The 24,012-nt window shown below is 64.6% G+C and carries 25 protein-coding genes; 12 read left to right on the top strand and 13 right to left on the bottom strand.

Going from position 1 to position 24,012, the window contains the following annotated elements; genetic code table 11:
• The first annotated feature begins 109 nt into the window (after positions 1 to 109).
• Both FG13_RS05905 and FG13_RS05900 read left to right on the top strand, forming a co-directional pair.
• Positions 110 to 2,188, top strand: a complete 2,079-nt coding sequence (locus FG13_RS05905; RefSeq protein WP_035819286.1) for a TonB-dependent receptor — start codon at positions 110 to 112, stop codon at positions 2,186 to 2,188.
• Between the two features lie 17 nt (positions 2,189 to 2,205).
• A complete protein-coding gene (locus tag FG13_RS05900) occupies positions 2,206 to 2,751 on the top strand; it encodes an RNA 2'-phosphotransferase (RefSeq protein ID WP_035819284.1) in 546 nt (181 codons plus the stop codon).
• Here FG13_RS05900 and FG13_RS05895 read toward each other — a convergent pair whose 3' ends face one another.
• The 10 genes from FG13_RS05895 to FG13_RS05850 all read right to left on the bottom strand — a co-directional run bounded on the left by FG13_RS05895 (position 2,752) and on the right by FG13_RS05850 (position 13,963).
• Positions 2,752 to 3,951 carry a PepSY-associated TM helix domain-containing protein gene (locus FG13_RS05895; RefSeq protein WP_035819282.1) on the bottom strand — a complete coding sequence of 400 codons (1,200 nt, stop codon included), beginning with the start codon at positions 3,949 to 3,951 and terminating at the stop codon, positions 2,752 to 2,754.
• Positions 3,951 to 6,419, bottom strand: a complete 2,469-nt coding sequence (locus FG13_RS05890) for a TonB-dependent siderophore receptor (RefSeq protein WP_051958615.1) — start codon at positions 6,417 to 6,419, stop codon at positions 3,951 to 3,953. Before FG13_RS05890 ends, FG13_RS05895 begins: the two co-directional genes overlap by 1 nt.
• Before the next feature lie 103 nt (positions 6,420 to 6,522).
• Entirely contained in the window at positions 6,523 to 7,509 is a 987-nt protein-coding gene (locus FG13_RS05885) for a FecR domain-containing protein (RefSeq protein ID WP_035819280.1), read from the bottom strand.
• Positions 7,506 to 8,015, bottom strand: a complete 510-nt coding sequence (locus FG13_RS05880) for a sigma-70 family RNA polymerase sigma factor (protein ID WP_035819279.1) — start codon at positions 8,013 to 8,015, stop codon at positions 7,506 to 7,508. Before FG13_RS05880 ends, FG13_RS05885 begins: the two co-directional genes overlap by 4 nt.
• 129 nt (positions 8,016 to 8,144) lie before the next feature.
• Positions 8,145 to 9,329: a HupE/UreJ family protein gene (locus FG13_RS05875; RefSeq protein ID WP_051958613.1), complete on the bottom strand. Its 1,185-nt coding sequence runs from the start codon at positions 9,327 to 9,329 to the stop codon at positions 8,145 to 8,147.
• Positions 9,326 to 10,537, bottom strand: coding sequence for a hypothetical protein (locus tag FG13_RS05870; protein WP_035819276.1), 1,212 nt, complete (start codon positions 10,535 to 10,537; stop codon positions 9,326 to 9,328). Before FG13_RS05870 ends, FG13_RS05875 begins: the two co-directional genes overlap by 4 nt.
• 63 nt (positions 10,538 to 10,600) lie before the next feature.
• On the bottom strand, positions 10,601 to 10,846 hold the full coding sequence (locus tag FG13_RS05865) for a hypothetical protein (protein ID WP_035819273.1): 246 nt from the start codon (positions 10,844 to 10,846) through the stop codon (positions 10,601 to 10,603).
• A gap of 13 nt (positions 10,847 to 10,859) precedes the next feature.
• Positions 10,860 to 12,359 carry a DUF4331 domain-containing protein gene (locus tag FG13_RS05860; protein WP_035819270.1) on the bottom strand — a complete coding sequence of 500 codons (1,500 nt, stop codon included), beginning with the start codon at positions 12,357 to 12,359 and terminating at the stop codon, positions 10,860 to 10,862.
• A 375-nt stretch (positions 12,360 to 12,734) separates the two neighbouring features.
• On the bottom strand, positions 12,735 to 13,382 hold the full coding sequence (locus FG13_RS05855; protein ID WP_035819267.1) for an NrsF family protein: 648 nt from the start codon (positions 13,380 to 13,382) through the stop codon (positions 12,735 to 12,737).
• A complete protein-coding gene (locus FG13_RS05850; RefSeq protein WP_051958611.1) occupies positions 13,379 to 13,963 on the bottom strand; it encodes a sigma-70 family RNA polymerase sigma factor in 585 nt (194 codons plus the stop codon). Before FG13_RS05850 ends, FG13_RS05855 begins: the two co-directional genes overlap by 4 nt.
• 144 nt (positions 13,964 to 14,107) lie before the next feature.
• Between FG13_RS05850 and FG13_RS05845 the strand changes: the two genes are divergently transcribed.
• The 8 genes from FG13_RS05845 (at position 14,108) to FG13_RS05815 (ending at position 19,560) form a co-directional block, all read left to right on the top strand.
• On the top strand, positions 14,108 to 14,914 hold the full coding sequence (locus FG13_RS05845) for a DUF1223 domain-containing protein (RefSeq protein ID WP_035819265.1): 807 nt from the start codon (positions 14,108 to 14,110) through the stop codon (positions 14,912 to 14,914).
• A complete protein-coding gene (locus FG13_RS05840; RefSeq protein ID WP_035819264.1) occupies positions 14,914 to 15,510 on the top strand; it encodes a cytochrome b/b6 domain-containing protein in 597 nt (198 codons plus the stop codon). Before FG13_RS05845 ends, FG13_RS05840 begins: the two co-directional genes overlap by 1 nt.
• 49 nt (positions 15,511 to 15,559) lie before the next feature.
• On the top strand, positions 15,560 to 16,291 hold the full coding sequence (locus FG13_RS05835) for a molybdopterin-dependent oxidoreductase (RefSeq protein WP_442905217.1): 732 nt from the start codon (positions 15,560 to 15,562) through the stop codon (positions 16,289 to 16,291).
• Positions 16,292 to 16,481: 190 nt separating this feature from the next.
• Positions 16,482 to 16,784: a pentapeptide MXKDX repeat protein gene (locus tag FG13_RS05830; protein WP_035819259.1), complete on the top strand. Its 303-nt coding sequence runs from the start codon at positions 16,482 to 16,484 to the stop codon at positions 16,782 to 16,784.
• Positions 16,785 to 16,951: 167 nt separating this feature from the next.
• The gene (locus FG13_RS05825; protein ID WP_035819256.1) at positions 16,952 to 18,172 is read left to right on the top strand and encodes an MFS transporter; all 1,221 of its coding nucleotides are present in this window, start codon (positions 16,952 to 16,954) and stop codon (positions 18,170 to 18,172) included.
• Positions 18,169 to 18,333: a hypothetical protein gene (locus tag FG13_RS30375; RefSeq protein ID WP_161784150.1), complete on the top strand. Its 165-nt coding sequence runs from the start codon at positions 18,169 to 18,171 to the stop codon at positions 18,331 to 18,333. Before FG13_RS05825 ends, FG13_RS30375 begins: the two co-directional genes overlap by 4 nt.
• Complete coding sequence (locus FG13_RS05820) at positions 18,333 to 18,881, top strand: DUF6714 family protein (RefSeq protein ID WP_035819254.1); 549 nt, start codon at positions 18,333 to 18,335, stop codon at positions 18,879 to 18,881. Before FG13_RS30375 ends, FG13_RS05820 begins: the two co-directional genes overlap by 1 nt.
• A 37-nt stretch (positions 18,882 to 18,918) precedes the next feature.
• The gene (locus tag FG13_RS05815) at positions 18,919 to 19,560 is read left to right on the top strand and encodes a CatA-like O-acetyltransferase (RefSeq protein WP_035827407.1); all 642 of its coding nucleotides are present in this window, start codon (positions 18,919 to 18,921) and stop codon (positions 19,558 to 19,560) included.
• On the opposite strand, the gene FG13_RS05810 is transcribed toward FG13_RS05815, so the two are convergent.
• On the bottom strand, positions 19,557 to 20,315 hold the full coding sequence (locus tag FG13_RS05810) for an AraC family transcriptional regulator (protein WP_035819252.1): 759 nt from the start codon (positions 20,313 to 20,315) through the stop codon (positions 19,557 to 19,559). The two genes, FG13_RS05815 and FG13_RS05810, sit on opposite strands and share 4 nt — an antisense overlap.
• A gap of 85 nt (positions 20,316 to 20,400) precedes the next feature.
• Here FG13_RS05810 and FG13_RS05805 point away from each other — a divergent pair, with 85 nt between their 5' ends.
• A complete protein-coding gene (locus tag FG13_RS05805) occupies positions 20,401 to 21,162 on the top strand; it encodes an alpha/beta fold hydrolase (protein WP_035819250.1) in 762 nt (253 codons plus the stop codon).
• Here the strand turns inward: FG13_RS05805 and FG13_RS05800 are convergent, their stop codons facing one another.
• Together FG13_RS05800 and FG13_RS05795 are read right to left on the bottom strand one after the other, a co-directional pair.
• Positions 21,163 to 21,804: a LysE family translocator gene (locus FG13_RS05800; protein ID WP_034755914.1), complete on the bottom strand. Its 642-nt coding sequence runs from the start codon at positions 21,802 to 21,804 to the stop codon at positions 21,163 to 21,165. It lies immediately after the preceding gene.
• Between the two features lie 106 nt (positions 21,805 to 21,910).
• Positions 21,911 to 22,996 carry a YeiH family protein gene (locus FG13_RS05795; RefSeq protein ID WP_035827405.1) on the bottom strand — a complete coding sequence of 362 codons (1,086 nt, stop codon included), beginning with the start codon at positions 22,994 to 22,996 and terminating at the stop codon, positions 21,911 to 21,913.
• 106 nt (positions 22,997 to 23,102) lie between these two features.
• Here FG13_RS05795 and FG13_RS05790 point away from each other — a divergent pair, with 106 nt between their 5' ends.
• Complete coding sequence (locus FG13_RS05790; RefSeq protein WP_035819247.1) at positions 23,103 to 24,002, top strand: LysR family transcriptional regulator; 900 nt, start codon at positions 23,103 to 23,105, stop codon at positions 24,000 to 24,002.
• Positions 24,003 to 24,012 lie beyond the last annotated feature (10 nt).

Genomic DNA, 24,012 nt, shown 5'->3' with positions numbered 1-24,012 from the left:
TCGTTCCTTCAAAAAATACTGAATCCAAACAAGCCGCCATCCACGTATATATCGGGTAGGCTAGACCAGGCCTTGGGCCCATATTGACATCATAAAAACTGGAGACGCGATGCGATTGAGAAAACGCAAACTGGTAGCAACTTGTGCACTGGCATTGTTGGGCATGGGGCGCCAGGCGGCGGCGCAGGACCCGGCCGAGGCCGTCGCCATCGCCGATGAGGCGCGCACGGTAAGAGTGGCGGGCCATTACGACAACGCCGTCGGCACCTCGGATGCGGCCAGCCAGGGCGTCATCACTACTGAATTGATTGTCAACCGGCCTGCCTTGCGTACGGGCGAATTGCTGGAATTCGTGCCGGGGCTGATCGTCACCCAGCACAGCGGCGACGGCAAGGCCAACCAGTACTTTTTGCGCGGCTTTAACCTTGACCATGGCACGGATTTCGCCACGTATGTCGACGGCATGCCCGTCAACATGCGCACGCATGCGCACGGCCAAGGCTATTCCGACCTCAATTTCCTCATACCCGAGCTGGTGCAGCGCATCGATTACAAGAAGGGGCCGTATTTTGCCGGCGAAGGCGATTTTTCCTCGGCAGGCAGCGCCCGCATCCGCCTGGCCGATAAGTTGCCGCAAGGCCAGGCCAGCGTGTCCGTGGGCCAGCACGGCTATCTGCGCGGCGTCGTCGCCGATTCCTTTGGTACCGGCCCCGGCACCTTGCTGGTCGGCCTGGAAGTGAACCGCAACAACGGTCCCTGGGACGTGCCTGAGCGCGTGCGCAAGGTCAGCGGCGTGCTGCGTTACAGCCAGGGCACGCAGGACGACGGGTTCAGCGTGACGGCCATGGCCTATAAAAATAGCTGGAACGCCACCGACCAGGTGCCGCTGCGCGCCGTGCAATCGGGCCAGATCGGCCGTTTCGGCAGCCTGGCGCCCAGCGACGGTGGCGATACTTCGCGCACCAGCCTGTCGTATGCGATGCGCCAGCGCACGGAAAACCGCTTGTTCGAACTCGACGCCTACCTGATCCGCTCGCAGCTGGAACTCAATAGCGATTTCACCTACTTCCTGGCCGACCCGGTAGCCGGCGACCAGTTCCAGCAAAGCGAGCGGCGCACGGTGGCGGGCGCGAACGCCAGCGAAAGCTGGACCATGGAGCTGTTCGGTCTTCCCCTGCGCAACAAGCTGGGCGTGCAGGCGCGCTATGACCGCCTGTCTCCCGTGGGGCTGTACAACACGGTGGAGAGAGTGCGGCAAAGCACGGTGCGCGAAGACCGGGTGCGCGAAGCGAGCATCGGCCTGTATGGCGAAAACACGGTGCAATGGCTGCCCTGGCTGCGCTCCGTGGCGGGTGTGCGCTATGACGCCTACCGTTTCAATGTGGACAGCAGTATCGAGGGAAACAGCGGCGCGGCGAATGACCACGTGGTGTCGCCCAAGCTGTCATTGATCCTTGGGCCATGGAGCAAGACGGAATTCTTCGTGAACTACGGAAAAGGTTTTCATAGCAACGACGCGCGCGGCACGACGCAGACGCGCCTGGCCGATGGCGCGCCATCCACGCCCGTCACGCCTTTGGCGCCGACGAAAGGCATGGAACTGGGCGCGCGCACGGAATGGCTGCCGGGACTGCAAAGTTCGCTGGCCCTGTGGCGCCTCGACATCGCGTCGGAATTGCTGTTCGTCGGTGACGCGGGCGAGACGGAACCCAGCCGCGCCAGCCGCCGCCACGGCATCGAGTGGAACAACCATTACATAGCCGCGCCATGGCTGCTGTTCGACCTGGACCTGGCCGCCTCGCGCTCGCGCTATACGCAAAACGACCCCGCCGGCAATTTCATCCCTGGCTCGATCGACAAGGTGGCCTCGTTCGGCGTGACGGTGACGGACCAAGGCCCGTGGTCGGGTGCCTTTCAGCTGCGCTATTTCGGCCCCCGTCCCTTGATCGAGGACAATAGCGTGCGCTCCGCTTCCACCACCTTGGCCTACGCGCGCGTGGCGTATCAGCTCAACCGCAAGACGCGCATTGCGCTCGACGTGTTCAACCTGTTCGACAAGCGCGCCAGCGACATCGATTATTACTACGCGTCGCGCCTGCCCAGCGAGGCCACGGAAGGGGTGAACGACCGGCATTTCCATCCGGTCGAACCGCGTTCCGCGCGCCTGACCTTGTCATATGGGTTCTGAAAACGGTAGACTGGGGCATGACAGATCACTTGGTAAATACCAGCAAATTTCTTTCCCTGATCCTGCGCCACGCGCCCGAAAAAATCGGCCTCGCGCTCGATGCCCAAGGCTGGGCCGACATCGGCCAGCTGCTGGCGCTGGCTGCCCGGCATGGCCGACGCCTTTCCCGCGAGCAATTGGATGAGGTGGTGGCGCGCGACAGCAAGACGCGCTATGCCATCAGCGATGATGGCTTGCGCATCCGCGCCAACCAGGGGCATTCCCTGGCAGCCGTCGATATCGCCTTGCCGCCCGCCACCCCGCCCGCCATGCTGTACCACGGCACGGCCAGCCGCTTTGTCGAGGCGATCCGCGCCGGCGGTTTGCTGCCAGGATCGCGCAATCACGTGCACTTGTCGTCCAGCCGTGAAACGGCCGTGGCCGTCGGTGCGCGCCATGGCAAGCCCGTCGTGCTGACGGTGGACGTGGCCGCCATGCGGGCGCAGGGCCACGCGTTTTATGTGTCCGACAATGGCGTGTGGCTGACGCAGGCCGTGCCGGCGGCGTTCATCGGTTTTCCCTGACTAATGGCTTAGCACCCTGGCCCTGGCTTGCCCCTGCCGCTTGCGGCGCCAGATCAGCACGCCCGTCACGCTCAGGCCCGCCACCAGCATGCCCATGGCGCAAATGAACAGTTTGAAAGGCCAGCCCCACATCGAGGCCATGTGCAGGGCGCTGATCCAGCTGCGGATGGTGTCGCCGCTGGCCGCGCCCGTGGGTAGCCAGGCGGCCAGCTGCCGGCCGCTGGCCGCGTCGAAAAAGACGGTGGTCAGACCCTTGTGGGCGCGCACGTCGCGGCTGCTGCGCACGTTGTAGCTGTACACGCCCAGCGCGCGTTCATACGCCAGCGCGTTTTCCTCTAGGATGGTGAATGCGTGCTGGCGCGCCAGCGCGTCCATCAACTGGCGGCCCTGTGCGCGCGCGGCCGGCCAGTCCAGCTGCGGCCCCGGCGACGGCGTGTGCCGCGCGACGATTTCTTCGGTACCCTGGTGGGCAAACAGCGGATGCATCACGGCCGCATAGGCGCCGTACAGGTTGAAGGCGACGCCGCTCCACGCAAACACCAGCAGCATGGCCCACAGCCACAGGCCGCCCGCGCGGTGCAGGTCGAATATGAGTTTATAGCTGCCGCCATTGCGGCGCAGCAGCCAGGACGGCCGCCAGCGCAGCAGCCACGGTTTTGCTCCCGGCGCGCGTTTCTTCAGGCGCGCGGGGAAGGTCAGGGCGGCGCCGATGAAGCAGTCGAGAGTCCACACGATGGCGACCAGACCGAACACCAGCAAGCCCGTGTCGCCCAGCGCCAGCGCGTAATGCAGGCGCTCGATGAAGGGCAGCAGATTGATGGCGCCCTGGCTGATGGCGCCCCAGCGGCGCTGGCCAAGAATCGCGCCCGTGTAGGGATCGACGAACACTTCGTCGCTGGCCAGCGGCGCGTCGGCCGCCGGGCGCACGTAAAACACCATGCTGTGGCCGGGTGGCGCGGACAGCGGCGCGTAGCTCACCTGCGCCTGGGGAAAGCGCGCGGCGACGGATTCGCGCAGCAGCAGGGCGTCGAGCGGCGCGGCGCCCGGCGTGGGCGGCGCCACACGGAAGACGGCGGGCAGCAGGGCCGCCTCCAGTTCATCCTTCCACGCGAGCGCGCTGCCCGTCACGCCGGCGACGATGAGGAAGCCGGCCATCAGCAGGCCCGCATAGCGGTGCATGGCCGCCAAGACAGGGCGCATCAGAACCTGTACATCGCGCTGACGTTGGCCGTGCGTTCGGCGTTGCGGTAGCACAGGTTGGGCAGGTAGCCGCAGTCATACAGGGTCTGCTTGTTCAGCACATTGTTCACGTTGAGGGCGAACTGCCATGGCCCGCGCGACACGCCCAGCGCCGCATCCCACTGCGTCAGGCCGCCATTGCGGATGTTCAGGTTCTCGCCGTCGGAGTTCGAGCGCATGGCGCCGAGAAAACGCATGCCCAGCGCCGCATACGCGGGTAGCGCCGTGCCCAGATTGAACGACTGGCGCGCCCAGGCCGAGGCGCTGTGGCGCGGTGCGCCCGCCTGCTGCAAGCCCAGGTCGCCGTTATTGCTCTTTGTGACTTCCGTATCGAGGTAGGTGTATTGCGCGATCAGGCTCAGACGGCTGGCGAGCTCCGTGCGCGCTTCCAGTTCCACGCCGCGCGAACCGACTTTCCCCGTTTGCTGCAGGCGGCCCGGGTTGCCGATGTCGGACGTGGTGACGTTGTCGCGCACCAGGTCGAACACGGCCGCCGTGTAGCTGGCGCGCTGGCCCACGGGTTCGTAGCGCACGCCCGCCTCGAACTGCTTGCCGCGCGACGGCTTCAAGGCGTCGCCGTTGGCCGTGATGCCCAGTTCGGGCGAGAACGAGGTGGCGTAGCTGACATACGGCGCCCAGCCGCCATCGAACAGGTAGACGGCGCCCACGCGGCCCGTGGTGGCCGATGGCGATTGGTGGAAGTCGGGTTTGACGGCGCCGCTATGGAGGTCCGTGACGTCGCGCGACTGCGTGGCCTTGTCGCGGCGCAGGCCCGCCGTGACGACCCAGCGGTCCCACTTCAATTGATCCTGCGCATACAGGCCCAGCTGGCGCGACGGGGCTTCGGCGCGCGTGGGCGCCTTGGCCGGAACCAGGGGCTGCTTGCCATACGCGGGCTGGTACAGATCGATTGGCTCGATAAAACCCTTCTGGTGGCGGTAGTCGTCCGTGTTGCGGATATTCGCGTAGTCGACGCCCAGCAGCACCTGGTGCGCCAGGCCGCCGGTGGTAAACCGCGCCTGCATCTGCGTATCGGCGAACAGGCTTTTCGACGCCGTATCGACGGGCATGAAGTAGCGCTCCACCGTGCCATCGTCATTCAGGCCGCCGGGGAACATGTCCGTGCGGTCGTTCTTCAGGCGCGTGTAGCGCAGGTTCTGGCGCAGCGACCACGTATCGTTGAACGTGTGCTCGAACTCGTAGCCCAGCATGGTGTTGCGGCGCTTGAAGCGGTTATCGTCGCCCATCAGGTTGACACTTGGATCGACCTGGCCGCGCGGACCCGGCTGCAGCAGCTGGTTGGGAAACGCGTACTGCTGGTTGTCCTGCTCGTAGCGGGCCAGCAGGGTAAGACGCGTGGCGGGTCCCGCCTGCCAGGTGAGCGAGGGGGCGAAGTACAGGCGGTTGTCGCGGTCGCGGTCCAGCCGCGTATGGGCTTCGCGGCCCAGCATGACGACCCGGTAAGTCCAGGCGCCTGGCGCGTCGATGGTGCCGCCCATGTCGGCTTTCAGCTGGCGGCGCTGGTAGCTGCCGTACTCCATCCCCACTTCGCGCACGGCGTCCGCGCTGGGACGCTTGCTGACGGCGTTGACCATGCCGCCCGGCGGAATCTGTCCGTACAGCACGGAGGCTGGGCCGCGCAGCACTTCCAGGCGTTCCAGGCCATACGGTTCGATCGAGGCGCCAAAGGTGCGGCCCGAATTGCGCAAGCCATCTTGCAGGATGCCGTTCGTCTCGATGGTAAAGCCGCGCAGCAGCGAGGAATCATCGCTGCCCAGCGGGCGCTGGTTCGGCGTCACGCCGGCCGTGTAGCGCAGGGTTTCATCGAGCGATTCGGCATTGCGGTCGCTGATTTCATCGGCTGTGACCACCGACACGGATTGCGGGTTTTCATTCAGCGCCGTATCCGTCTTGGTGGCCGAGCCGGCGCGCCGCGCCACGTAGCCGCGCACGGGACCCGTCGCCGTTTCGCGTCCGCTGCTGGCATTGATGGTGATGGCGGGCAGGGTGGCGCTGGCCTGCGCCGGTGTGCCTGCCGGCGCTGGTGCATTCTCCACCCGCAGCGCGTACGCGCCGTTGGCTCCCGCCACCACGCGCACGCCCTGGCCGCGTAGCAGTTCCTCGAAACCCTGGCGCACCGTGTAGCTGCCCGCCAGGCCGCCGCTGCGCTTGCCTTGCAACAGGGCCGCATCGGCCGACAGTTCCACGCCGGCCGCGCTGGCGAACGTGGTCAGCACCCGCTCCAGCGGTCCGGCGGGGATCGCGTAGGGGCGCTTCGCTTGCGTAGTCTCTAACGTCTGGGCGTGGACGGCTGGCGCCGTGACGGCCATGGCGCCGACGGCGGCGCCGGCGAGGAACAGGGCCTGGATGGCGGCGGCGAGGGGAAACGGACGCAGCTTGTGCGCGGGTGCGGTCAGGCGAGGGGGCATGGTGCAAATCCTTGGAAAGTGGCAGGAAAAAATCGGTTCTTCCCGTATTCCGAACGAAAAGCCAAAACCCTCAACTTTTTTTCACTTATTTTGCATATATTTTTCAGGCGGCTGGGCGCGGCCCCACGCTGACCCAGTAGCGCGTGCGGTAGCGTAGCTGCACTGGCAGGCTGGCGGCCAGGTTGGCCAGCGAGCGGTCCGTGTCGCGCAGCGAATACACGCCCGTCACGCGCAGGCCGGCGATCGATGCGTCGCAGCGCAGCACGCCGTGACGGTAGCGTCCCAGCTCGGCCAGCAGCTGGTCCAGGCGCATGCGCTCGGCCACCAGGCTGCCATCGGCCCAGGCGGCGGCGCTGTTTTCGACGCTCGTCACATCTTGCACGTCCAGTCGTGTATAGCCGGCCTGCTGGCCCGCCTGCAGGCGCAGGGAGAGTGCATCATCCCGCACCGGCTGCAGGGCGACTGCGCCCTGGAACACGGCGACACGGCTATCGCCGTCATCGAGGCGCACACTAAAACGCGTGCCCAGCGCCGTGGCCGTGCCTTGCGGCGTTGCCACCAGCAGCGGACGGTAGACGGGCGCCGCTTCGTGGGCGCTGGTGACGAGGATGGCGCCGGCGCGCAGCACGATGCGCCGTTCGCCAGCGCTGTATGCCACGTCGATGGCGCTGGCCGTGTCGAGCACCACTTGCGTGCCGTCGGCCAGCGCGATGGCGCGCGTCTCGCCGACAGATGTGCGGTAATCGCTGGCGGCGCGCTGCCACAGGCCCGTTTCGTGCGCCAGCAGGGCCGTGCCGCCGCCCGCCGCGATCAAGCCCATCAGCTGCAAGGCGCGCCGGCGTCCTGCTGTGTGGCGCGGCGCTGGTGCCAGGGCGCCGCGCGCCACTTCGCGCGGCAGGGCCTCGAATTGCCGGGCAAAGCGCTGCAGCCGGGCCCAGGCCCGTTCGTGCTCGGGGTGGGCGGCGCGCCAGGCCGCGCAGGCGTCGGCATCGGCCGCGCTGGCGTCCTCCGCCCACAGCCGCGCCATCCACTCGGCGGCGCGCTGCAGCACGGCGGGGGCGATGGGCGCGCTATCGAGCTGGGAACTCATGCGAATTGCGCCGCGCAGCAGGCCAGCAAGGCGCGGGCGATGTATTTTTCCACCGACGAGACGGAAACGTCGAGGCGCGCGGCGATGTCGGCGTAGGCCATGCCTTCCAGTTTGCACAGCAAAAAGGCCTCGCGTACCTTATTTGGCAGGCTGGCCAGGATGGCGTCGATTTCCATCAGCGCTTCGACGATCAGCGCGCGCATTTCCGGCGTGGGCGCGGCCGCTTCCGGTTGCGCGGCGATGGCGTCCGCGTAGGCTGACTCGATATGCCGGCGGCGGAACAGGTCGACCACGAGGCCGTTGGCGATCTGCGCCAGGTGCTGGCGCGATTCGTCCGGCTCGGGTGCGCGGCCGCGCGCGAGGATGCGCAGATAGGTGTCGTGCGCCAGGTCGGCCGCATCGAAGGCGTTGCCCAATTTACGGCGCAGCCAGCCCTGCAGCCAGCCGTGGTGGTCGCTGTAGAGCACTTCGATTTGCCGGTGCAGTTCCAGTTCGGGGCCTAGCATGCAACCTTTCCATGCCATGGTCCGCGGGACAGTCCGGCCTTGATGCGATTGAGAATTGTTCGTATTGTAGCCCGATTGCCGGGACTTGTGGCCCGGCAGTGGCGGGCCAGCAACGCTATTCTCCAGCAGCTACGCCGAAATCAGCTTGATATCGGCCACCCGCTCCACCAGCCATACGCACGCCACCAGCGCGATGGCCAGCGAGCCGACGGTCAGCACTTGCCGGTACAACCACGTCTTGCGCAGCAGCCAGGCGAGGGGCAGGAAGGTGGCGACGATGGCCAGCTGACCCAGTTCCACGCCCACGTTAAAGCCCAGCAGGCTGGCCAGCAAGGAACCCTGCGGCAAGCCCAGGTCGCGCAGCACGCTGGCAAAACCGAAACCATGGATCAGGCCAAACGCAAAGGCGGCCACGGGACGCTTGCCGCGGAACAGCGGTAGCAGATTGTTCAGCGCGGCGAGGATCACGGAAGCGGCAATGGCCGACTCCACCCAGCGCGATGGCAGCGAGATGAGCGAGAGGCTGGCCAGGCTCAAGGTGATGGAGTGGGCCAAAGTGAACGCCGTGACGACTTTGAAAACGTCAATAAAAGCCGCATTCAAACCCAGATGCAAAGTCTGGGGTCGGACCCTCAGGGTCCGACCCCGGTTTTCTGCCGTTGGGTTTAAGCGCTTTTGTTGCTCGCTTATACCAGGCAGCAGCACGGCCGGCAGCAGCAGCGACAAGAGAAACAAAATATGGTCGTAGCCTATCCAGATATGCCAGATGCCGTGCTTGACGTAGGCGCCGAACTGCGCGAGGCGGTCGGGCGCGGCCAGTGAAATCGTCTGGCGCGGGCTGTCCGGGTCGAAGATGGCCGTTTGCGTATTGCCGCCGCTATTGATCTTGAACAAGCCCTTGTGCTGCGGATCGAGGTCGGCGAACAGGGTGTAGCCGATGGCGAGACTGGCCGGGGCGGCGCCGGGGCAGCTGGCCTGGAAGCGCAGCACGCTGTAGGCGCCGTCCGTATGATGGTCGATCAGTTGTTCTACGGCTTTCAAAGGGCACACGCCCTGGTCGCTGGCGACCTGCAGGCGCTGCAAGGCGTAGGCGGCGATCGCCTCGTGGCGCGCGCGGATTTCATTCCACGTCAGCGCGCCGTCGCCATTGCCATCGAGGCCGATGGCGAAATCGAGGTCGCGCAGGGCGATATCCCATTGCCCGTCGATCTGCTGGCCGTGCACGGCCAGGCTCAGGTAACTGTCGCTGGGCTTGTGGGCTTGCGCGGGCGCGAGCCAGGCGCACAGCAGCAGGATGAACAGGCATCGCTTCACAGCACACCTGCCTTCTTCGAAGAACTGATTTTCGCACCATCCTGCGGCCCCAGCTGCCTGACGAGGCGCTGCAGGGCCACGTCTTCCACGCCATTGGCTGTGATCCAGGCCAGTACGGGCTGTGCCGCCGAATAGTTGCGCGCGGCGAGGGCCGCTTCCAGCAGGATGCGCATGTCGGGCACTTCCTTCTGGATGGCCCAGTTCTTCTGCGCCAGTTGCAGGGCGGCCGGCACATCCTGTTGTACAAACAGGGCGAAACGGGCTTGTTCGCGCTGGTGCACGGTGTCGCCGCGCTGCATGGCGGCGTTGAAGCGGGCGGCCAGTTCCGCCTTCGCCGCCAGGAAGGCTGGCTGCTGGCCGGGCAGCGCCTGCAGGGCGAGCGCGTAACGCAGCAGCAGGGCGTCGATGCGCTGCTGCTCTTTCAATAGTTTGACGACTTCCTGCGGGCGCTGGCGGTCGAGCAGGAAATCCGCGTAGGCGCCCAGCAGATAGCTGTCGCGCGGCTGCTGCGCCAGCGCCCTGGTGTAGCGCGCTTCGGCCAGCGCCCACTCTCCGCGCCGCGTGGCCATTTCCGCCAGCAGGGTTGCGGCCCAGCTTTCCAGTTCGGGCGCCGCGCCGGCACTTCTTTGCAGGGTCAGCTCCAGCAGGCGCTCGCTGCTGGCGGCGCGGCCCGTGACGCTGGCAATATTGGCAAGGCAGGTGACGGTGACCAGCTGCGTCGTCAAGGCCGACAGGCGCGCACAGCTGGCAGTTGCTTGCGCGTAGTCGCCCTGCACGGTGAGGACTGTCGCGCGCGTCAGCCAGGCCTGGCCGTTTTGCGGCTGCTGCGCGATGACGGCGTCGAGATCCTGCAGCGCGGGGCCGAAATGGTGGGTGCTTTGCAAAATGGTGGCGCGCAGCAAACGCACGGGGACGGGCGGCGCCGCCTGCCGCCACCAGGGGGCCAGCGCCGCTTGCGCATAACCGAGGTAACGCGGATCCGTGTCGCTGCGCGCCAGGGCAATGTAGCGCTGCGCCAGGCCGCTGGCCAGGGCCAGGTCTTGCGGGGTGGTATTCAATTGCTGGCGCAAGGCGCGCAGTTCAAGTTGCGTGGCGTCGGCGCGGCGCGGCAGCTGTTCGATGACGGCGCCGCCATCTTTCGGCGTGTAGGGCGCGGCCCATGCCAGCAAGGGCAGGCAGGCGCACAACAGGGAAATCGGTGTTTTCATCGTGGACGCCATCGACGGTGATTGGTATAGGCGCCGGAGAGCTCACTCGCCGGCGCCCGCACGTTACAGTGGCACCGGCTCCGTATTGTCCGGAGACGTCGCCATGATGGCGTCGATGCCCACGCCATCCTTGTCATCGCTTGTGGTCAGGATGACGTTGCTGACGGCCACATAAAATGCGTCGAGCAGGACGACGGGGGGAGGGTTGACGCCACCGTTATCGCCGCCGTGGCTGCTGCTACTGCCGCCACCGCAGCCGGCCAGCAAGGCCGTGAGCGCCAGGGCGCTGCATGCATAGAGCTTTTTCATCGCGTTCTCCTGGTTACAGCTGCGGCGAACCGGCCACGGGATTTTTCAGGTAGGGGAAGCCTGCCGTAAACGACGTTTCGTCAAGGAAGGCGCCATCCGTGAAATGCAAGCCGCCGGCGGGGGCGTCGGCCGGGGCGCAGCCGATGTTCAGGGTGCACAGCTTGCCCATGGCTACGCGCAGGACCACGTCGACCACGTCGTCGCCAGGGCGGCGGCCGTTCGGGAAACCCGCGTTATCGCCGCCGATGACGCCGAGGCGGTTTTGCGCACCGACGTTGGTGGCCGCGATCGAGGTATTCAGGCGCAGCATTTCGGACGCCGTCACGGTGACGGGCTGGTTCACGCCCTTGATGCCCGTCAAAAAGGTGGCCACCAGGTCGTTGCGGGGGAAGTTGGTGGGCGCCTTGGCGCCGGCCGAGCCGTACAGCACTTCCACGAGGGCTGGCGCCGTGGGGTTGGTGACGTAGTCGGCAAATTGCGCGTCGCCCGACGGCTTGCTGGCGTTGAAGCGGTCCTTGTCCTTCAGGCCGATGACCAGTTCATTTACCAGCGGCATGCCCAGGCGCGACACTTGCACCCACGCGCCGCCTTCCTTCGAGGCCGCGGTGGCCGTGCCGGGAGCAGGATTCAGGAGGCGGCCCTGGCGCAGGCTGGCCGTGGTCCAGCCGCCGATGACGGGGTCGGCGCCGGCGGTCAGGCAGGCGGTCGGCACTTCCATCTCGATGGCCGTGACGTTTTTCTTCGCAAGGTCATCCTTGGCAGCGGACTCCGCATTCGCGGCGAACTCCGTGGCGGGCGCCTTGATGTTGATCAAGTCGAACGTTTCGCCCAGGTTGACCACGAACGGGTCCTTGCGCTGGCCGACGAACAGGCGCGCCGGCGTGGCGCAGCCGGGAATGTTGACGGCGTACACATGCTGCGCGGCATACGCGGCGTAATTGGGGATGGCCTTGTTGCCGATATTGTCGACCGGCTTGTCGAAGGTCGTGCCGCCGCCGCTGGCGTTGGTGACGCTGCTGCGCGTGCCCGTGCGGCGGTCGCCCCGCACCACCGTCACGCTGTAGGTTTCGCGCACGTTCAGGCCGGCCGGGTTGACGGAATCGATGGCGCCGCCGTTGATGACGAGCGGAATCGAGACTTTCTTGCCACCTACGGTGAACTGGCCATCCTTGATGGTGTTGGTGAAGCGGAACTGGAAGGTGAGGTCTTCCTTGCCGTCGCCGTTGTTATCGATATGGATTTCATACAGGGCGTTCGGGTCCATGGCGAAGTAGTTCGGGCCGCCGTACGCGTCTTGCAGGGGAATATAGTCGGCCACCAGAGTGGTGTAGGCGCCGCGCCCCGTTTCATAGCTGCGGAACATATAGAAGTCGGTGGCGTCGACTTTGGGGTTTTGCGTGATGAATGGCGCTTCGCGGTGGCTGGAGGCGAAGGCCGATGGCGCGATGGCCAAAGCCAGCAGGTTGCCCAGTAGGGCGGCGCCCAGTGCGGTTTTCGAGTGTAACAATGACATGTCGATTCTCCCTGATTGTTATGTGCATACGTAGGACTAGCGGGAATTACGGGGCTGCATCAGTTGTACGGAGCGCCAGCGCGATCGGATTCATTCCTTGCAAATTAATTTTGGGCAGCGGAATGAACGGCCGTCGATCGTCAGGGGGCTGGCGCACGAGGTCGAATCTACGTGGATATTGCACGTCAGTAAGAAAAAATATTTTGTGGACAAGAAGAGACGCCGCCACCAGTGATGGCGATAGCCTGTTGCGCTATGTCGCAGTGTTTGCGAAGGCGTGCACGGGGCGCGTGGGAATGCGTGAGTATGCGGATATGGAGACGATAGACGCTCGAAACCCGCTTGACCGGCGCCCCGCTTGCGGGGAGAGTGTGTTTACCAGGCCAGCACTTTGGGACCGATGGCCGCGCCGATGGCGGTCGGCACCAGCATGCCCAGCACGTACCAGAAGCCGACGAAGCTGGCCGCCAGTTCCGGGCAATGCAGGCAATACACGAGCGCTGCCATGGCGCCGGCGGCAAATCCCGCGGCCGCGCCGGCCGGGCGCAAGCGCGTGGGCGCCAGCTGGCGCATCAGGCGCATCACGGCGGCCAGGATGGGCAGCGACAGCAAGGCGATGAGCAAAGGGCAGCTGCGCCAGGTGGCGCCCCAGAACAGTTCCGCCCGTTGCTCGGGTGGCGCTTCGCTCAGGACGATGGCGCCCAGCGCCCACATCAGCAGCAAGGGCATGGCGAGCAGCAGGGGCAGGGCGCGGGTGGCGGCGCCCGGCACGCACAGGCGGCGGCTGACATGCCAGGCCGCCAGGGAGAGGCAGATGACGAAACCGACCTTGATCCAGAAGTCGGGCAGCAGGGCCAGCTGTTCCAGATTGGGCCGCAAGCCCAGCAGCATGGCCATCAGCGCCACGCTGGCCAGCAGCCCGGCGCCCAAGGTGGACGCGGCGCGCCAGTGCGTGCCCGGCGGCGGCGCGGCCGTCACGTCGGGGCCGCTGGCCAGCATGGTGATCAAGTCATCGGTTTTCATGGTGTCGTTATCCTCAAGTTGGCCGCCAGTGCCTTCAAGCCGCGATGCACGGCCACTTTGACGCTGGCTTCCGAAATGCCCATGGCCGCAGCCGTGTCGCGCACGGACCAGCCGTCGAGCTTGGTATGCACGATGGCGTCGCGCTGTTGCGCGGGCAAGCTGGCCAGCAGCTTGGCCAGGTCGCGGCTGGCTTCGGCCGCCTCCGCGTCGGCGCTGGAAAACAGTTCCTGCGCGCTATCTTCTTCGTCATACTGCAAGTGCTGCGCCTCGCGCCGCGCATGCCGGCGCAGCCAGTCGATCAATTTATAGCGCGCAATCGCATGAATCCACGACGTCAGCGGCACGCCCGTGTCATACGTCAAGCGCTGGTTGTGGATGGCCAGCAAACACTCCTGCACCAGGTCTTCCACGTCGTCCGGCCAGCGCTGCAGGCGTTTGCGCAGGAACGCGCGCAAATGGCCGCTGGTGGCTTGCAAGAAACTGCGGTAAGCCGCCGCATCGCCATCGAGTCCGCGCAGCATCAAGCCATGCAGCCGCAGTTCCGTGCCATGCAGGTGTTCGCTTACAGGTATTCGTTGCATGCAGGCCTTTGGTGACAGGCGTTGAAAAAAATAAATTCAAAAATAATGGAGGGTGGCTGTAACCAATCCGGCCATCGCGGCGAATTGACAGGCAAGCACGTTTCTTCATTCACGCTTCTTATTTCAATATACCGGGTAACGACCATGGACATCAAGCACCGCCTTGCAACACTGCTTTTACCCGTTCTGAGCGCGGCCGTGGTCGCCCCGGCCATGGCGCAAATGGCGGCCGGCCAGCGCTGCGCCGTGCAAAGCGGGCCACAGACGGCGGCGCTGGTGGAGCTGTACAGCAGCGAAGGCTGCTCCAGCTGCCCGCCTGCCGACCAGGGCCTGAGCGCCTTGCGCAAGGAAGCGGGCGCGGCCAGCCTGATCGTGCCGCTGGCCTTGCACGTCACCTACTGGGACCAGATCGGCTGGAAGGACCCGCTGGCCCAGGCGCAATTCGATGCCCGCCAGGCTGAATTGCTGCGCCACCAGCCGCGCCATGTGGCCTACACGCCCCAGTTTTTCGTCGGCGGCACGGAATTGCGCAGCTGGGATACGCAACTGCCGGCCGCCATCCGCCGCATCAACGCCACCGCCGCGCCCGTCAAGATTGACCTATCCGCCACGCCGGGGCCAGGTGGCAAGCTGCTGCTGGAAGCCCATGCCAGCGCGCCGGACGCACAGACGGGCGGCCAGTTATACGTGGCCATCAGCGAAAGCGCGATCGTCTCGAAAGTGCTGCGCGGCGAAAACCGCGGCGCCACCCTGCAGCACGATGCGGCCGTGCGCCTGTGGCTGGGACCGGTTGCGCTTGCGCAAGGCCGCGCCCAGTTGCGCCGTGAAATCAATCTGCCCGCCAGCTGGCGTCCGGAGCAGCTGCAAGTGGTTGCCTTCGTGCAGCGGGCCGACAGCAGCGCCATCCTGCAAGCCGTCAGCACGGCATCCTGCGCGAAGGGAGCGATGTGATGAACGGACAAGCAAACGTGATCCACCCCGCCTGGCTGCGCATCACGCACTGGCTCAATGCCGTGGCCGTGGTCGTGCTGGCCACCAGCGGCTGGCGCATCTATAACGCGGCGCCGTTTTTCCCCTTCGAACTGCCGCGTGCCCTGACCCTGGGCGGCTGGCTCGGCGGCGCGCTGCAATGGCATTTTGCCGCCATGTGGCTGCTGGTGGCCAATGGCTTGCTGTATCTGATTATCAATATCGTCTCGGGACGGCTGCGGCGCCAGTTCTTTCCCCTGTCGCCGCGCCTGCTGCTGGCCGATTTCGCCGCCGCGCTGAAGGGCCAGCTGGCCCATGCTGACCCGCGCCACTACAACATGGTGCAGCGCGCCGCCTACCTGTTCGTCATGCTTGACTGCATCGTGCTGGTGTTGTCCGGCCTGGTGCTGTGGAAGTCCGTGCAATTTCCCCTCCTGCGCGAGCTGATGGGCGGCTACGAGAGCGCGCGCCGGGTCCACTTCATCGCCATGGCGTTGCTGACGGGCTTTGTCGGCGTGCACTTGCTGATGGTGGCGCTGGTGCCGCGCACCCTGGTCGCCATGCTGCGCGGCCGCTAAGGAGATGAACATGAAAAAAACCATCAGCGTGCAAGAAGAGGGCCAGGCCATGCTGGCCGACGCCTTGCGCCAGATCAAGCAGCCGTCGCGCCGTTTGTTCCTGCAGCGCAGTGTGACCCTGGGCGGCCTGTCCTTGCTGACGGGATGCAACGCCAGCGACCCGTCCGCCATAGAGACGGCCTTGACGGCCGTGTCGCGCATGAACGACACGGTGCAGGGCTGGCTGTTTGATCCGAACAAACTGGCGCCGACCTATCCCGATTCCATGATCACGCGGCCGTTTCCCTTCAACGCGTATTACGGCGAGGATGAAGTGGAAGAGGTCGACGGCGACGCCTGGCGCCTGGAGTTGAGCGGCTTGATCGCCGACAAGAAGCCGTGGACCCTGCCGCAGCTGCGCGCCTTGCCGCAGGAAACCCAGGTGACGCGCCACATTTGCGTGGAAGGCTGGAGCGCCATCGGCAAGTGGGGCGGCGTCCCGTTCTCGCATTTCCTGAAGCGGATCGGCGCCGACACGACGGCCAAATACATCGGCTTCCAGTGCGCCGACGATTATTTTACGAGCATCGACATGGCCACGGCCCTGCATCCGCAAACCATCATGGCCCTGACCTACGACGGCCAGGAATTGCCGCCCAAGTATGGCTATCCGATGAAGCTGCGCATGCCGACCAAGCTGGGCTACAAGAACCCCAAGCACATCCAGGCCATTTTCGTCACGAATACGTATCCGGGAGGGTATTGGGAGAATCAGGGCTACAACTGGTTCGGCGGATCTTAGGAAGACCGGGGAGCCGGCCAGTGCGGCGTTGCATTGCCTTGTCGTACTAATCGTACTGCCTGCGGCAATGCGCCTGGCCCTGACCACCTCCCGGCCTTCCTGTTATTTAGCAGTAAGCAACACCCGTAGCACGGCAACAGCTTTACCACCGGGCAATCTCGCCCATCCCACACTGAGACAAGGACCTATCATGAAAACCACCATCACCGCCATCATCGCTTCCGCCATCCTCATGTCGGGCACCGCTTTTGCCCAGGACGCCATGAAAAAAGATGCGATGGCCAAGGATGCCTCGGCCGACGCCATGCACAAGGATGCGATGGGCAAGGACGGCATGAAGAAGCCGATGGCCAAGAAGCACATGAAGAAGGATCACATGGCCAAGGATGGCATGGCAAAAGATGCCATGGCGAAAGACGGCATGGCCAAGGGCGAGATGAAAAAGGATGAAATGAAAAAGGATGGCATGGCGAAGGATGCGATGGCCAAGTAAGGTGGAAGCCCGGCGCCGTCAACGTGACGCCGCCGGGCCTGACTTGCGCTCCCCCTGCGTTTGCGTCAGACCAATCTTGCAATAATATTATTCTTGCTACGCTTCAAGATGCGAAGTTGCCAATTGGTGTAAGCTGGCTGTCTCGCGTTTTCCCCGCTTGCAGAATCATGAACGAACCATCGCTTGCTGCGCTGTCCCCCGAAGCACCTCCCTCCGACAAACCGATACGCCGCCGCTCGCTGTTCGCCGCCTGCAGCGCGCATGCCGTGCATGACGGCTTGACGGACGTCATTTACGTGCTGTTGCCCATCTGGCAGGCGCAGTTTGCCATCAGCTATGCCATGGTGGGCCTGTTGCGCGGTTCGTATTCGGGCATGATGGCTGGTTTCCAGCTGCTGGCCAGCCGCATGGCCAGGCGCTGGGGACGCGAGCGCCTGCTGGTGGGCGGCACGGCGCTGGCCGGGGTCGCCTACTTGGTCGCGGGGCAGGCGGGCGGCCTGGCTGTGCTGCTGTTCGCGCTGCTGCTGGGCGGCCTGGGCGCCAGCACCCAGCATCCGCTGGCCTCGTCCATCGTCACCGATACCCACGAGGCGGGCGGCGGCGTGAAGGAGGCGCTGTCGCACTATAACTTTGCCGGCGATATCGGCAAGACCCTGATTCCCGCGCTGGTGGGCTTGCTGTTGCTGGTGTGCAGCTGGCAAGCCAGCGTTTCGCTGCTGGGCTTGCTGGGCCTGGGGGCGGCCGGCTTGCTGTGGTGGCTGCTGCCGAAGCCGGGCGACATCCAGGCCGGCGTGAAAAAGGCGGGCAAGAGCATCGCTGGCAGTGGATCCAAAGGCAGTTTTCGTGCGCTGCTGGCCACGGGCACCCTCGACAGCGCCGTGCGCATGGGTTTTCTCACCTTTTTGCCATTCCTGCTGAAAAGCAAGGGCGCTGGCACGGCCGGCATCGGCGTGGCCCTGTCTCTGCTGTTTGTGGGCGGCGCCTTCGGCAAGCTGCTGTGCGGCTATCTGGGCGCGCGCATCGGCATGATGAAGACTGTGTGGCTGACGGAATCGATGACCTCGCTGCTGATCTTGCTGGCCCTGTGGCTGCCGCTGGCCGGCGTCATGGCCATGCTGCCCCTGCTGGGGCTGGCGCTGAACGGCACCTCGTCCGTGTTGTACGGCGCCGTGCCGGAGCTGGCCGAGCCCGGCAAGCGCGAGCATGCGTTCGCCCTGTTCTACACGGGCAGCATCGGCGGCGGGGCGCTGTCGCCCGTGCTGTTTGGCGCCTTGGGCGACCATACGAGCGTGCCGACGGCCTTGCTGTCGCTGGCGGCCGTGTTGCTGCTCACTTTACCGCTGGCGTGGAAAGTGCAGCGGGGCCTGGCGCACGGCGGCACCACATGACACCACGCATGACGCTGCCATTGCCGCGCGATAAACACGATACGCAGCATGCCTTGAACGGGGAATTGACCCGCCTCGCCCTGACGCCAACGCCTGGTGAGGTGGAAGAGGGCGTGGCCGAGGTGGCACGGGCGATTTTGGGGATATCCAAGGATTTTTAATGAATTGTTCAGATAATGTATCGACGGCCACGGCGGACGCGGCCAGCCTGATTGCCTGCATTGAACGCGAGTTCGCTGGTACGCAGCGCGCGGAAACATCTTTGCGCCAATTTCTCTTGACGGATCAATACGGTATGTCGGAGGACATCAGCGAGAGGGAATGGGTTGCGAGCGGCAAGGATCGAGTCGATTCGATCTGGCAAGAGATTCCCGATGCTGAAATCGAGGAGGGCGAAGGTTTGCTCGCCCATATGGAGGCTGAGGAGTTTCTGTATTACTTGCCGGCATACATGCGCTACGCTGTGGCATATCAGCATCGGACAAGCTGGGAGACTGATGTGCTCGGAATGACAGTGCATGCGCTTTCACCGTCTGAACGGAGCCAGGATTCGCGCGCGTATGCGATCGCGAAGTACGCCGGCTTCAATGCGGCGCAAAGAAAGGCCGTCGTGCAATTCCTGACGTTTGTCGTACAGGTGGATGAGAGCCTGTCTGGACAGTATGCCCTGGCCGCCCTGACAAATTACTGGCAAGCCGATACGGCGTGACTTGCCCGCCAGTACTGCCATCGTCTACACTCGCCGCATGAAAAATTTTGAAAAGCGGCGCGACCGCTATGACTTGTTCCGCGCGTTCGACAATCCCCTCGTCAATATCAATTTCCAGCTCGACGTGCCGGATTTCCGGCCGTACTGCAAGGCGCGGAACATCCCCGTGTTTCACTTTTTCCTGTTTTGCCTGCTCAATACGGTCAGGGAGATCGACAATTTCATGTACCGCATCTACCAGGGCGAAGTGATACGCATCGACGATTTCCCTGCCTCGTACACCGTCATCAACGGCGACGATAACCTCAACTACACGCGCTTCGCGATGACGGACCAGCTCGATGTATTCATCGAACGCAGCCTGGAAGCCAAGCGCCTGGCCGAAGCCAGCTGCGCGCTGATCAACACGGGCGAGGGAGAGACCGAGCGCGAGCAGCGCAACAATATTTTCATCACCTGCCTGCCATGGCTGGAACTGGCGGCCATCGAGCACCCGATCTACCGCCACCGCGATGCCGACATCCCGACCTTTACCTGGGGCAAGTTCGGCCCCGCGCAGGACGATGGCCGCATGCGGATACCGTTTTCCGCGCAAGCCCACCATGGCTTTGTCGATGGCTACCATGTGCAGAAACTGGCGCAGGCGCTGGCGCGGCGTATCGCCGCCATCATTGCCTAGTCCAGATACTCGCTGGGCGCCTGGCCCAGCACGCGGCGGAAGGCGGCCGTGAAGGCGCTGGGACTGGCATAGCCGAGGTCGAGCGCGATTCTGGTGACGGCTTGCCCGTCGGCCAGCCGCGTGATGGCCGCCAGCAGGCACGCTTGCTGGCGCCATTGGGCAAAGGCCAGGCCTGTCTGGGCGCGGAACTGCCGCGTAAAGGTGCGCCGGCTCATGCCCGCCTGCGCCGCCATCGCATCCAGGCTGCTGCCCAGGTTTGGTTGCTGGAGCATGTCCATGCATAGCCGCGCCAGCCGGGGCTCCTGCGGCAGGGGCGCGCTCAGGGGCAGCGGCTGGGCGGCGGCAATCTCATCAAGCAGCAAGGCCATCAGCCGTCCGGCCCGCGATTGTTCCGCATACAGGGCCTCCACGGTCACGGCCTCGGCCAGCAACTGGCGCAGCAGCGGCGAGGCGTCCAGCACCTGGCAGTGGGACGGCAAGCCGCTTCCGGCGATGGCGGGCGCGTCGATAAATACGTTGTGCATGGTCACGGCGCCATGCATGCGCATGCCGTGGACGAGTTGGGCCGGAACCCAGCAAGCGCGCTGCGGCGGCACCAGCCAGTTGCCTTGCGGCGTGTGCACGCTGATGACGCCCCGCGCCGCATACGCAAATTGCCCACGCGCATGGCTGTGGCTGGGAAAGACGGCATCAGCCGCATAGTCGCGCGCCGTGGCGATCAAGGGGCGCGGCACTTCCGCATAAAAATCATCCATGGCCCATACTCTACAGTATTTGACCTGGCATCGAAGGCGGGCCGTTTAAAGACCGCTTACCATGCACTCTTTTTCGGGAGTGAACATGCACAATACTTGTCACCGCGTGGGCCACGGTCCCCATGCCGTCATCGTCCTGCACGGCTGGTTTGGCGACGCGCGGGCGTTCGAACCGATGGAAGCGGCCCTTGATGGCGCCAGTTTCAGCTATGTCTTCATGGACAATCGCGGCTATGGCGGCATGCGTGGCGCGGCAGGAGAGTACTCGATGGAAGAGGTCGCCCGCGACGCCCTGGCCCTGGCCGATGCGCTGGGCTTGGCCACCTTCAGCGTGGTGGGGCACTCGATGGGCGGCATGGCGCTGGAACGGCTGGCCTTGCTGGCGCCCTTGCGCCTGCGCAAACTGGTGGCCGTGGCGCACGTGCCCTGTTGTGGCGTGGCGCTTGATGGAGCGGCCCGGAAACTGTTTCTCGACGCCAGCGCGAACGTGCAGGCGCGGCGCGCCATCATCGACCGCAGCACGGGCGGGCGCTTGCCTGCCGCCTGGCTGGACTGGAAGGCGCAATATTCGTGGGAAAGGTCGGATCCAGCCGCGTTTGGCGCCTATTTCCTGGCCTGGAGCGGGACGGATTTTAGTGAGGAAATCAAGGCGGCGCGCGTGGCATTGCCCTTGCTGGCGCTGGTGGGAGAGCACGATCCCCGTTTCGATGCGGCCCTGATGCGCCGCACGTATCTGGCGTGGTACCCGCAAGCCCGGCTGGAGGTGCTGGGCAATGCGGGACACTATCCGATGAATGAAACGCCGCTGGCCCTGGCGGCCAGCATCGAGACATTTTTACTACAGTAATTACGCTGCCTTGCTGCGCAGGCGCAGCAGGCTCAGGCCAAGCAAGACGAAGGCGCCGCCCGTGATGCGGTTGAACAGTTTGGCGCGGCCCGGCGTGGCCAGCTGGGTTTTCAGCAGGCGCGCCAGATTGGCGTAGAACAAGTGGGCCAGCATGGCGCAAGCGACAAACGAGGTCGTCAGCACGGTGAACTGGATGGCCACGGGTTCGCCCGGCGTGATGAATTGCGGGAACAGTGCCGAAAAGAACAGGATGGCTTTCGGATTGGTCAGCGCCACCGTCAAGCCCTGGCGGAACAGTTTCCAGAACGAATTGGGATTCGCCGCGCCGGCCACCACGGGGGCATCGGCCACGACGCTGGTCTTGCTGCGCCATTGCTTGATGCCCAGATACACGAGGTAGAGGGCGCCAGCCAGTTTCAGCAGCATGAAGGCCGTGGCCGAGGTGGCCAGCACGACGCCCATGCCGGCCATGGCCACGCCGGAAATGATGAACAAGCCAAAACCATTGCCCATGCTGCTGATCATCGCGCGGCGCGGGCCGACGGCGATGGCATTCGAGATAGCCAGCAAGACGGCCGGGCCGGGAGAAAACGTGACGAGCAGGGCGACGCTGCAGAAAAGCAGCCAGTTCGAGAGATGCATGGGTGTTCCTGGGTGGGGCCGAAGCCGGATTGAGAGTCAAAACACCTGTATTGTACGAAGTTTTCGGCTCCCGCGTCAGCGGCCCCGGCTTGAATCAAGCTCAAAGTCAGGCAAACAGGCTGGCGACCACATGGTTGATGGCGGCGCCACCGGCGATCAGCCAGCAGAACAGCAGGCCGGCCAGCAGCAGCGGCTTGATGCCGGCGCGGCGGATGGCCGACATATGCGTCGTCAAGCCCAGGGCCGCCATGGCCATGGCCAGCAAGACCGTATCGAGTTCGGTAATGGTGGCGACGGTGCCCGCTGGCAGCAGGCCCAGCGAATTGAAGGCCACCACGGCAATAAAAATGAAGGCGAACCAAGGGATGGCCAGCTTGCTGGATTTGTCGTGGTTGCCGCCTTTGGACTTGCCACGCGCCAGCACGGCCGACAGGATGACGAGGAACGGCGCCAGCATCATCACGCGCACCATCTTGGCGATCACGGCCGCATTCGCCGCTTCCTGTCCGATTGACTTGCCGGCCGCCACCACTTGCGCCACTTCATGCACGGTCGAGCCGATGTACACGCCAAACGCGGTGGGCGTGGCGCCCAGCAGATGCCAGCCTTGGTTCAACTGGTACAGCAATGGGTAGAGGAAAATGGCGATGGTGCCGAACACAACAACGGTGGAGACGGCGACGGTCACATCTTCGCTGCGCCCCTTGACGACGGGTTCCGTCGCCATCACGGCCGCCGCGCCGCAGATCGAGCTGCCCGCGCCGATCAGGATGGCGCTGTTGCGTTCCAGCTTGAACACCTTGGTGCCAAGGAACATCGCCAGGCCAAACGTGGACGCCAGCACCAGCGCGTCGATGGCGATGCCGGCCAGGCCCACCTGGCCAATATCCTGGAAGGTCAGACGGAAACCGTACAAGATGATGCCAAGTCTTAATAATGTCTGCTTTGAAAAGGCCACGCCCGCGCCGCACGTGGGCGCCAGGCGGCCATACACACTGTTGCCCAGCACAATGCCCAGCATGATGGCCAGGGTCAGGGCGCTCATGCCGTGGCTTTGCATCCATTCCAGCTTGCCCAGCGCGATGGCTGCATAAGCGATTGCGCCGCTCAGCAGCAGGCCCGGCAGAAGGCGGCCATAGCGGTCGCTGAAACTTGTTGTGTTTGTTGTGTTAGTTGTTGAGAGGGATGACATGCCGTACTCCATGTTCTTGTTGCGTATGGCATGACTGTACAGTTCGCAAATTAAATGGTAAAACGGATTGTTTTTGTATGTTTAACCTATTAAGTGAGTACATGAGATGGCGTTGACCTTGCGGCAACTGCAAATTTTCCTGGCCGTGGCGGATACGGGCAGTACCAGTGCGGCCGGCGAGCAGATTGCGCTGTCGCAATCGGCTACCAGCGCGGCCCTGAATGAACTGGAAACCTTGCTGGGCGCACAACTGTTCGACCGGGTGGGCAAGCGATTGCTGCTCAATGACAATGGCCGCTTGCTGTTGCCCCAGGCGCGGCAGATGCGCGACGGGGCTGCCAGCATCGAGCGCCAGTTCGCGGGCGCCGACCCGTCCGTGCCCGTCAGCCTGCAAATCGGCGCCAGCACGACGATAGGCATCTATCTGTTGCCGCAGATTCTGGCGCAGGCGGCGCAGCAATACGGGCGCAGCATCCCGCAAGTGACGATTGCCAACACGGCCGACATCGCGGCCGCCGTGGCCGAGTTCCGTGTCGATATCGGCCTGATCGAAGGGCCATGCCACGAAGCGGGCTTGCTGGTGGAGCCGTGGTTGACGGATCAGATGCTGATCGTGGCCGCACCCACGCACCCGCTGGCGCAGCTGCGCCATCTGCTCAGCTTTACGGAACTGAACCAGGCGGGCTGGCTGCTGCGCGAAGCGGGCTCGGGCACACGCGAAGCCGTGGAGCAAGCCTTGGTGCCATATCTGCACTATCTGCGCGCCGCAGGCGAATTCAGCAACTCGGAAGCCATCAAATATGGCGCCGCGGCCGGTCTCGGCATCGCCTGCCTGTCGCGCGTGGTGGTGGCCGATCTGCTGGCCAGCGGGCAACTGGTGGAACTGGAGACCATGCTGCCACCATTGGAGCGCAACTTTTATCTGATTCGCCAGTCCAAGAAGATACTTTCGCCGCGTCTGGCTGGTTTCCTGGAATTGTGCCGCCACGCGTCGCGTATGGCTTGACTGTTTTTCA

Origin of the sequence: Janthinobacterium sp. RA13, assembly GCF_000745325.1 — a bacterium.
GTDB classification, from domain to species: Bacteria; Pseudomonadota; Gammaproteobacteria; order Burkholderiales; family Burkholderiaceae_D; genus Janthinobacterium; species Janthinobacterium rivuli.
This window is presented reverse-complemented; position numbering and strand designations above follow the sequence as displayed.

Bases quoted from the DNA above. Each gene is read 5' to 3' on its own strand.
- FG13_RS05905 (WP_035819286.1), top strand. From the start codon at position 110: ATGCGATTGAGAAAACGCAAACTGGTAGCAACTTGTGCACTGGCATTG.
- FG13_RS05900 (WP_035819284.1), top strand. From the start codon at position 2,206: ATGACAGATCACTTGGTAAATACCAGCAAATTTCTTTCCCTGATCCTG.
- FG13_RS05895 (WP_035819282.1), bottom strand. From the start codon at position 3,951: ATGCGCCCTGTCTTGGCGGCCATGCACCGCTATGCGGGCCTGCTGATG.
- FG13_RS05890 (WP_051958615.1), bottom strand. From the start codon at position 6,419: ATGCCCCCTCGCCTGACCGCACCCGCGCACAAGCTGCGTCCGTTTCCC.
- FG13_RS05885 (WP_035819280.1), bottom strand. From the start codon at position 7,509: ATGAGTTCCCAGCTCGATAGCGCGCCCATCGCCCCCGCCGTGCTGCAG.
- FG13_RS05880 (WP_035819279.1), bottom strand. From the start codon at position 8,015: ATGCTAGGCCCCGAACTGGAACTGCACCGGCAAATCGAAGTGCTCTAC.
- FG13_RS05870 (WP_035819276.1), bottom strand. From the start codon at position 10,537: ATGAAAACACCGATTTCCCTGTTGTGCGCCTGCCTGCCCTTGCTGGCA.
- FG13_RS05865 (WP_035819273.1), bottom strand. From the start codon at position 10,846: ATGAAAAAGCTCTATGCATGCAGCGCCCTGGCGCTCACGGCCTTGCTG.
- FG13_RS05860 (WP_035819270.1), bottom strand. From the start codon at position 12,359: ATGTCATTGTTACACTCGAAAACCGCACTGGGCGCCGCCCTACTGGGC.
- FG13_RS05855 (WP_035819267.1), bottom strand. From the start codon at position 13,382: ATGAAAACCGATGACTTGATCACCATGCTGGCCAGCGGCCCCGACGTG.
- FG13_RS05850 (WP_051958611.1), bottom strand. From the start codon at position 13,963: ATGCAACGAATACCTGTAAGCGAACACCTGCATGGCACGGAACTGCGG.
- FG13_RS05845 (WP_035819265.1), top strand. From the start codon at position 14,108: ATGGACATCAAGCACCGCCTTGCAACACTGCTTTTACCCGTTCTGAGC.
- FG13_RS05840 (WP_035819264.1), top strand. From the start codon at position 14,914: ATGAACGGACAAGCAAACGTGATCCACCCCGCCTGGCTGCGCATCACG.
- FG13_RS05835 (WP_442905217.1), top strand. From the start codon at position 15,560: ATGCTGGCCGACGCCTTGCGCCAGATCAAGCAGCCGTCGCGCCGTTTG.
- FG13_RS05830 (WP_035819259.1), top strand. From the start codon at position 16,482: ATGAAAACCACCATCACCGCCATCATCGCTTCCGCCATCCTCATGTCG.
- FG13_RS05825 (WP_035819256.1), top strand. From the start codon at position 16,952: ATGAACGAACCATCGCTTGCTGCGCTGTCCCCCGAAGCACCTCCCTCC.
- FG13_RS30375 (WP_161784150.1), top strand. From the start codon at position 18,169: ATGACACCACGCATGACGCTGCCATTGCCGCGCGATAAACACGATACG.
- FG13_RS05820 (WP_035819254.1), top strand. From the start codon at position 18,333: ATGAATTGTTCAGATAATGTATCGACGGCCACGGCGGACGCGGCCAGC.
- FG13_RS05815 (WP_035827407.1), top strand. From the start codon at position 18,919: ATGAAAAATTTTGAAAAGCGGCGCGACCGCTATGACTTGTTCCGCGCG.
- FG13_RS05810 (WP_035819252.1), bottom strand. From the start codon at position 20,315: ATGGATGATTTTTATGCGGAAGTGCCGCGCCCCTTGATCGCCACGGCG.
- FG13_RS05805 (WP_035819250.1), top strand. From the start codon at position 20,401: ATGCACAATACTTGTCACCGCGTGGGCCACGGTCCCCATGCCGTCATC.
- FG13_RS05800 (WP_034755914.1), bottom strand. From the start codon at position 21,804: ATGCATCTCTCGAACTGGCTGCTTTTCTGCAGCGTCGCCCTGCTCGTC.
- FG13_RS05795 (WP_035827405.1), bottom strand. From the start codon at position 22,996: ATGTCATCCCTCTCAACAACTAACACAACAAACACAACAAGTTTCAGC.
- FG13_RS05790 (WP_035819247.1), top strand. From the start codon at position 23,103: ATGGCGTTGACCTTGCGGCAACTGCAAATTTTCCTGGCCGTGGCGGAT.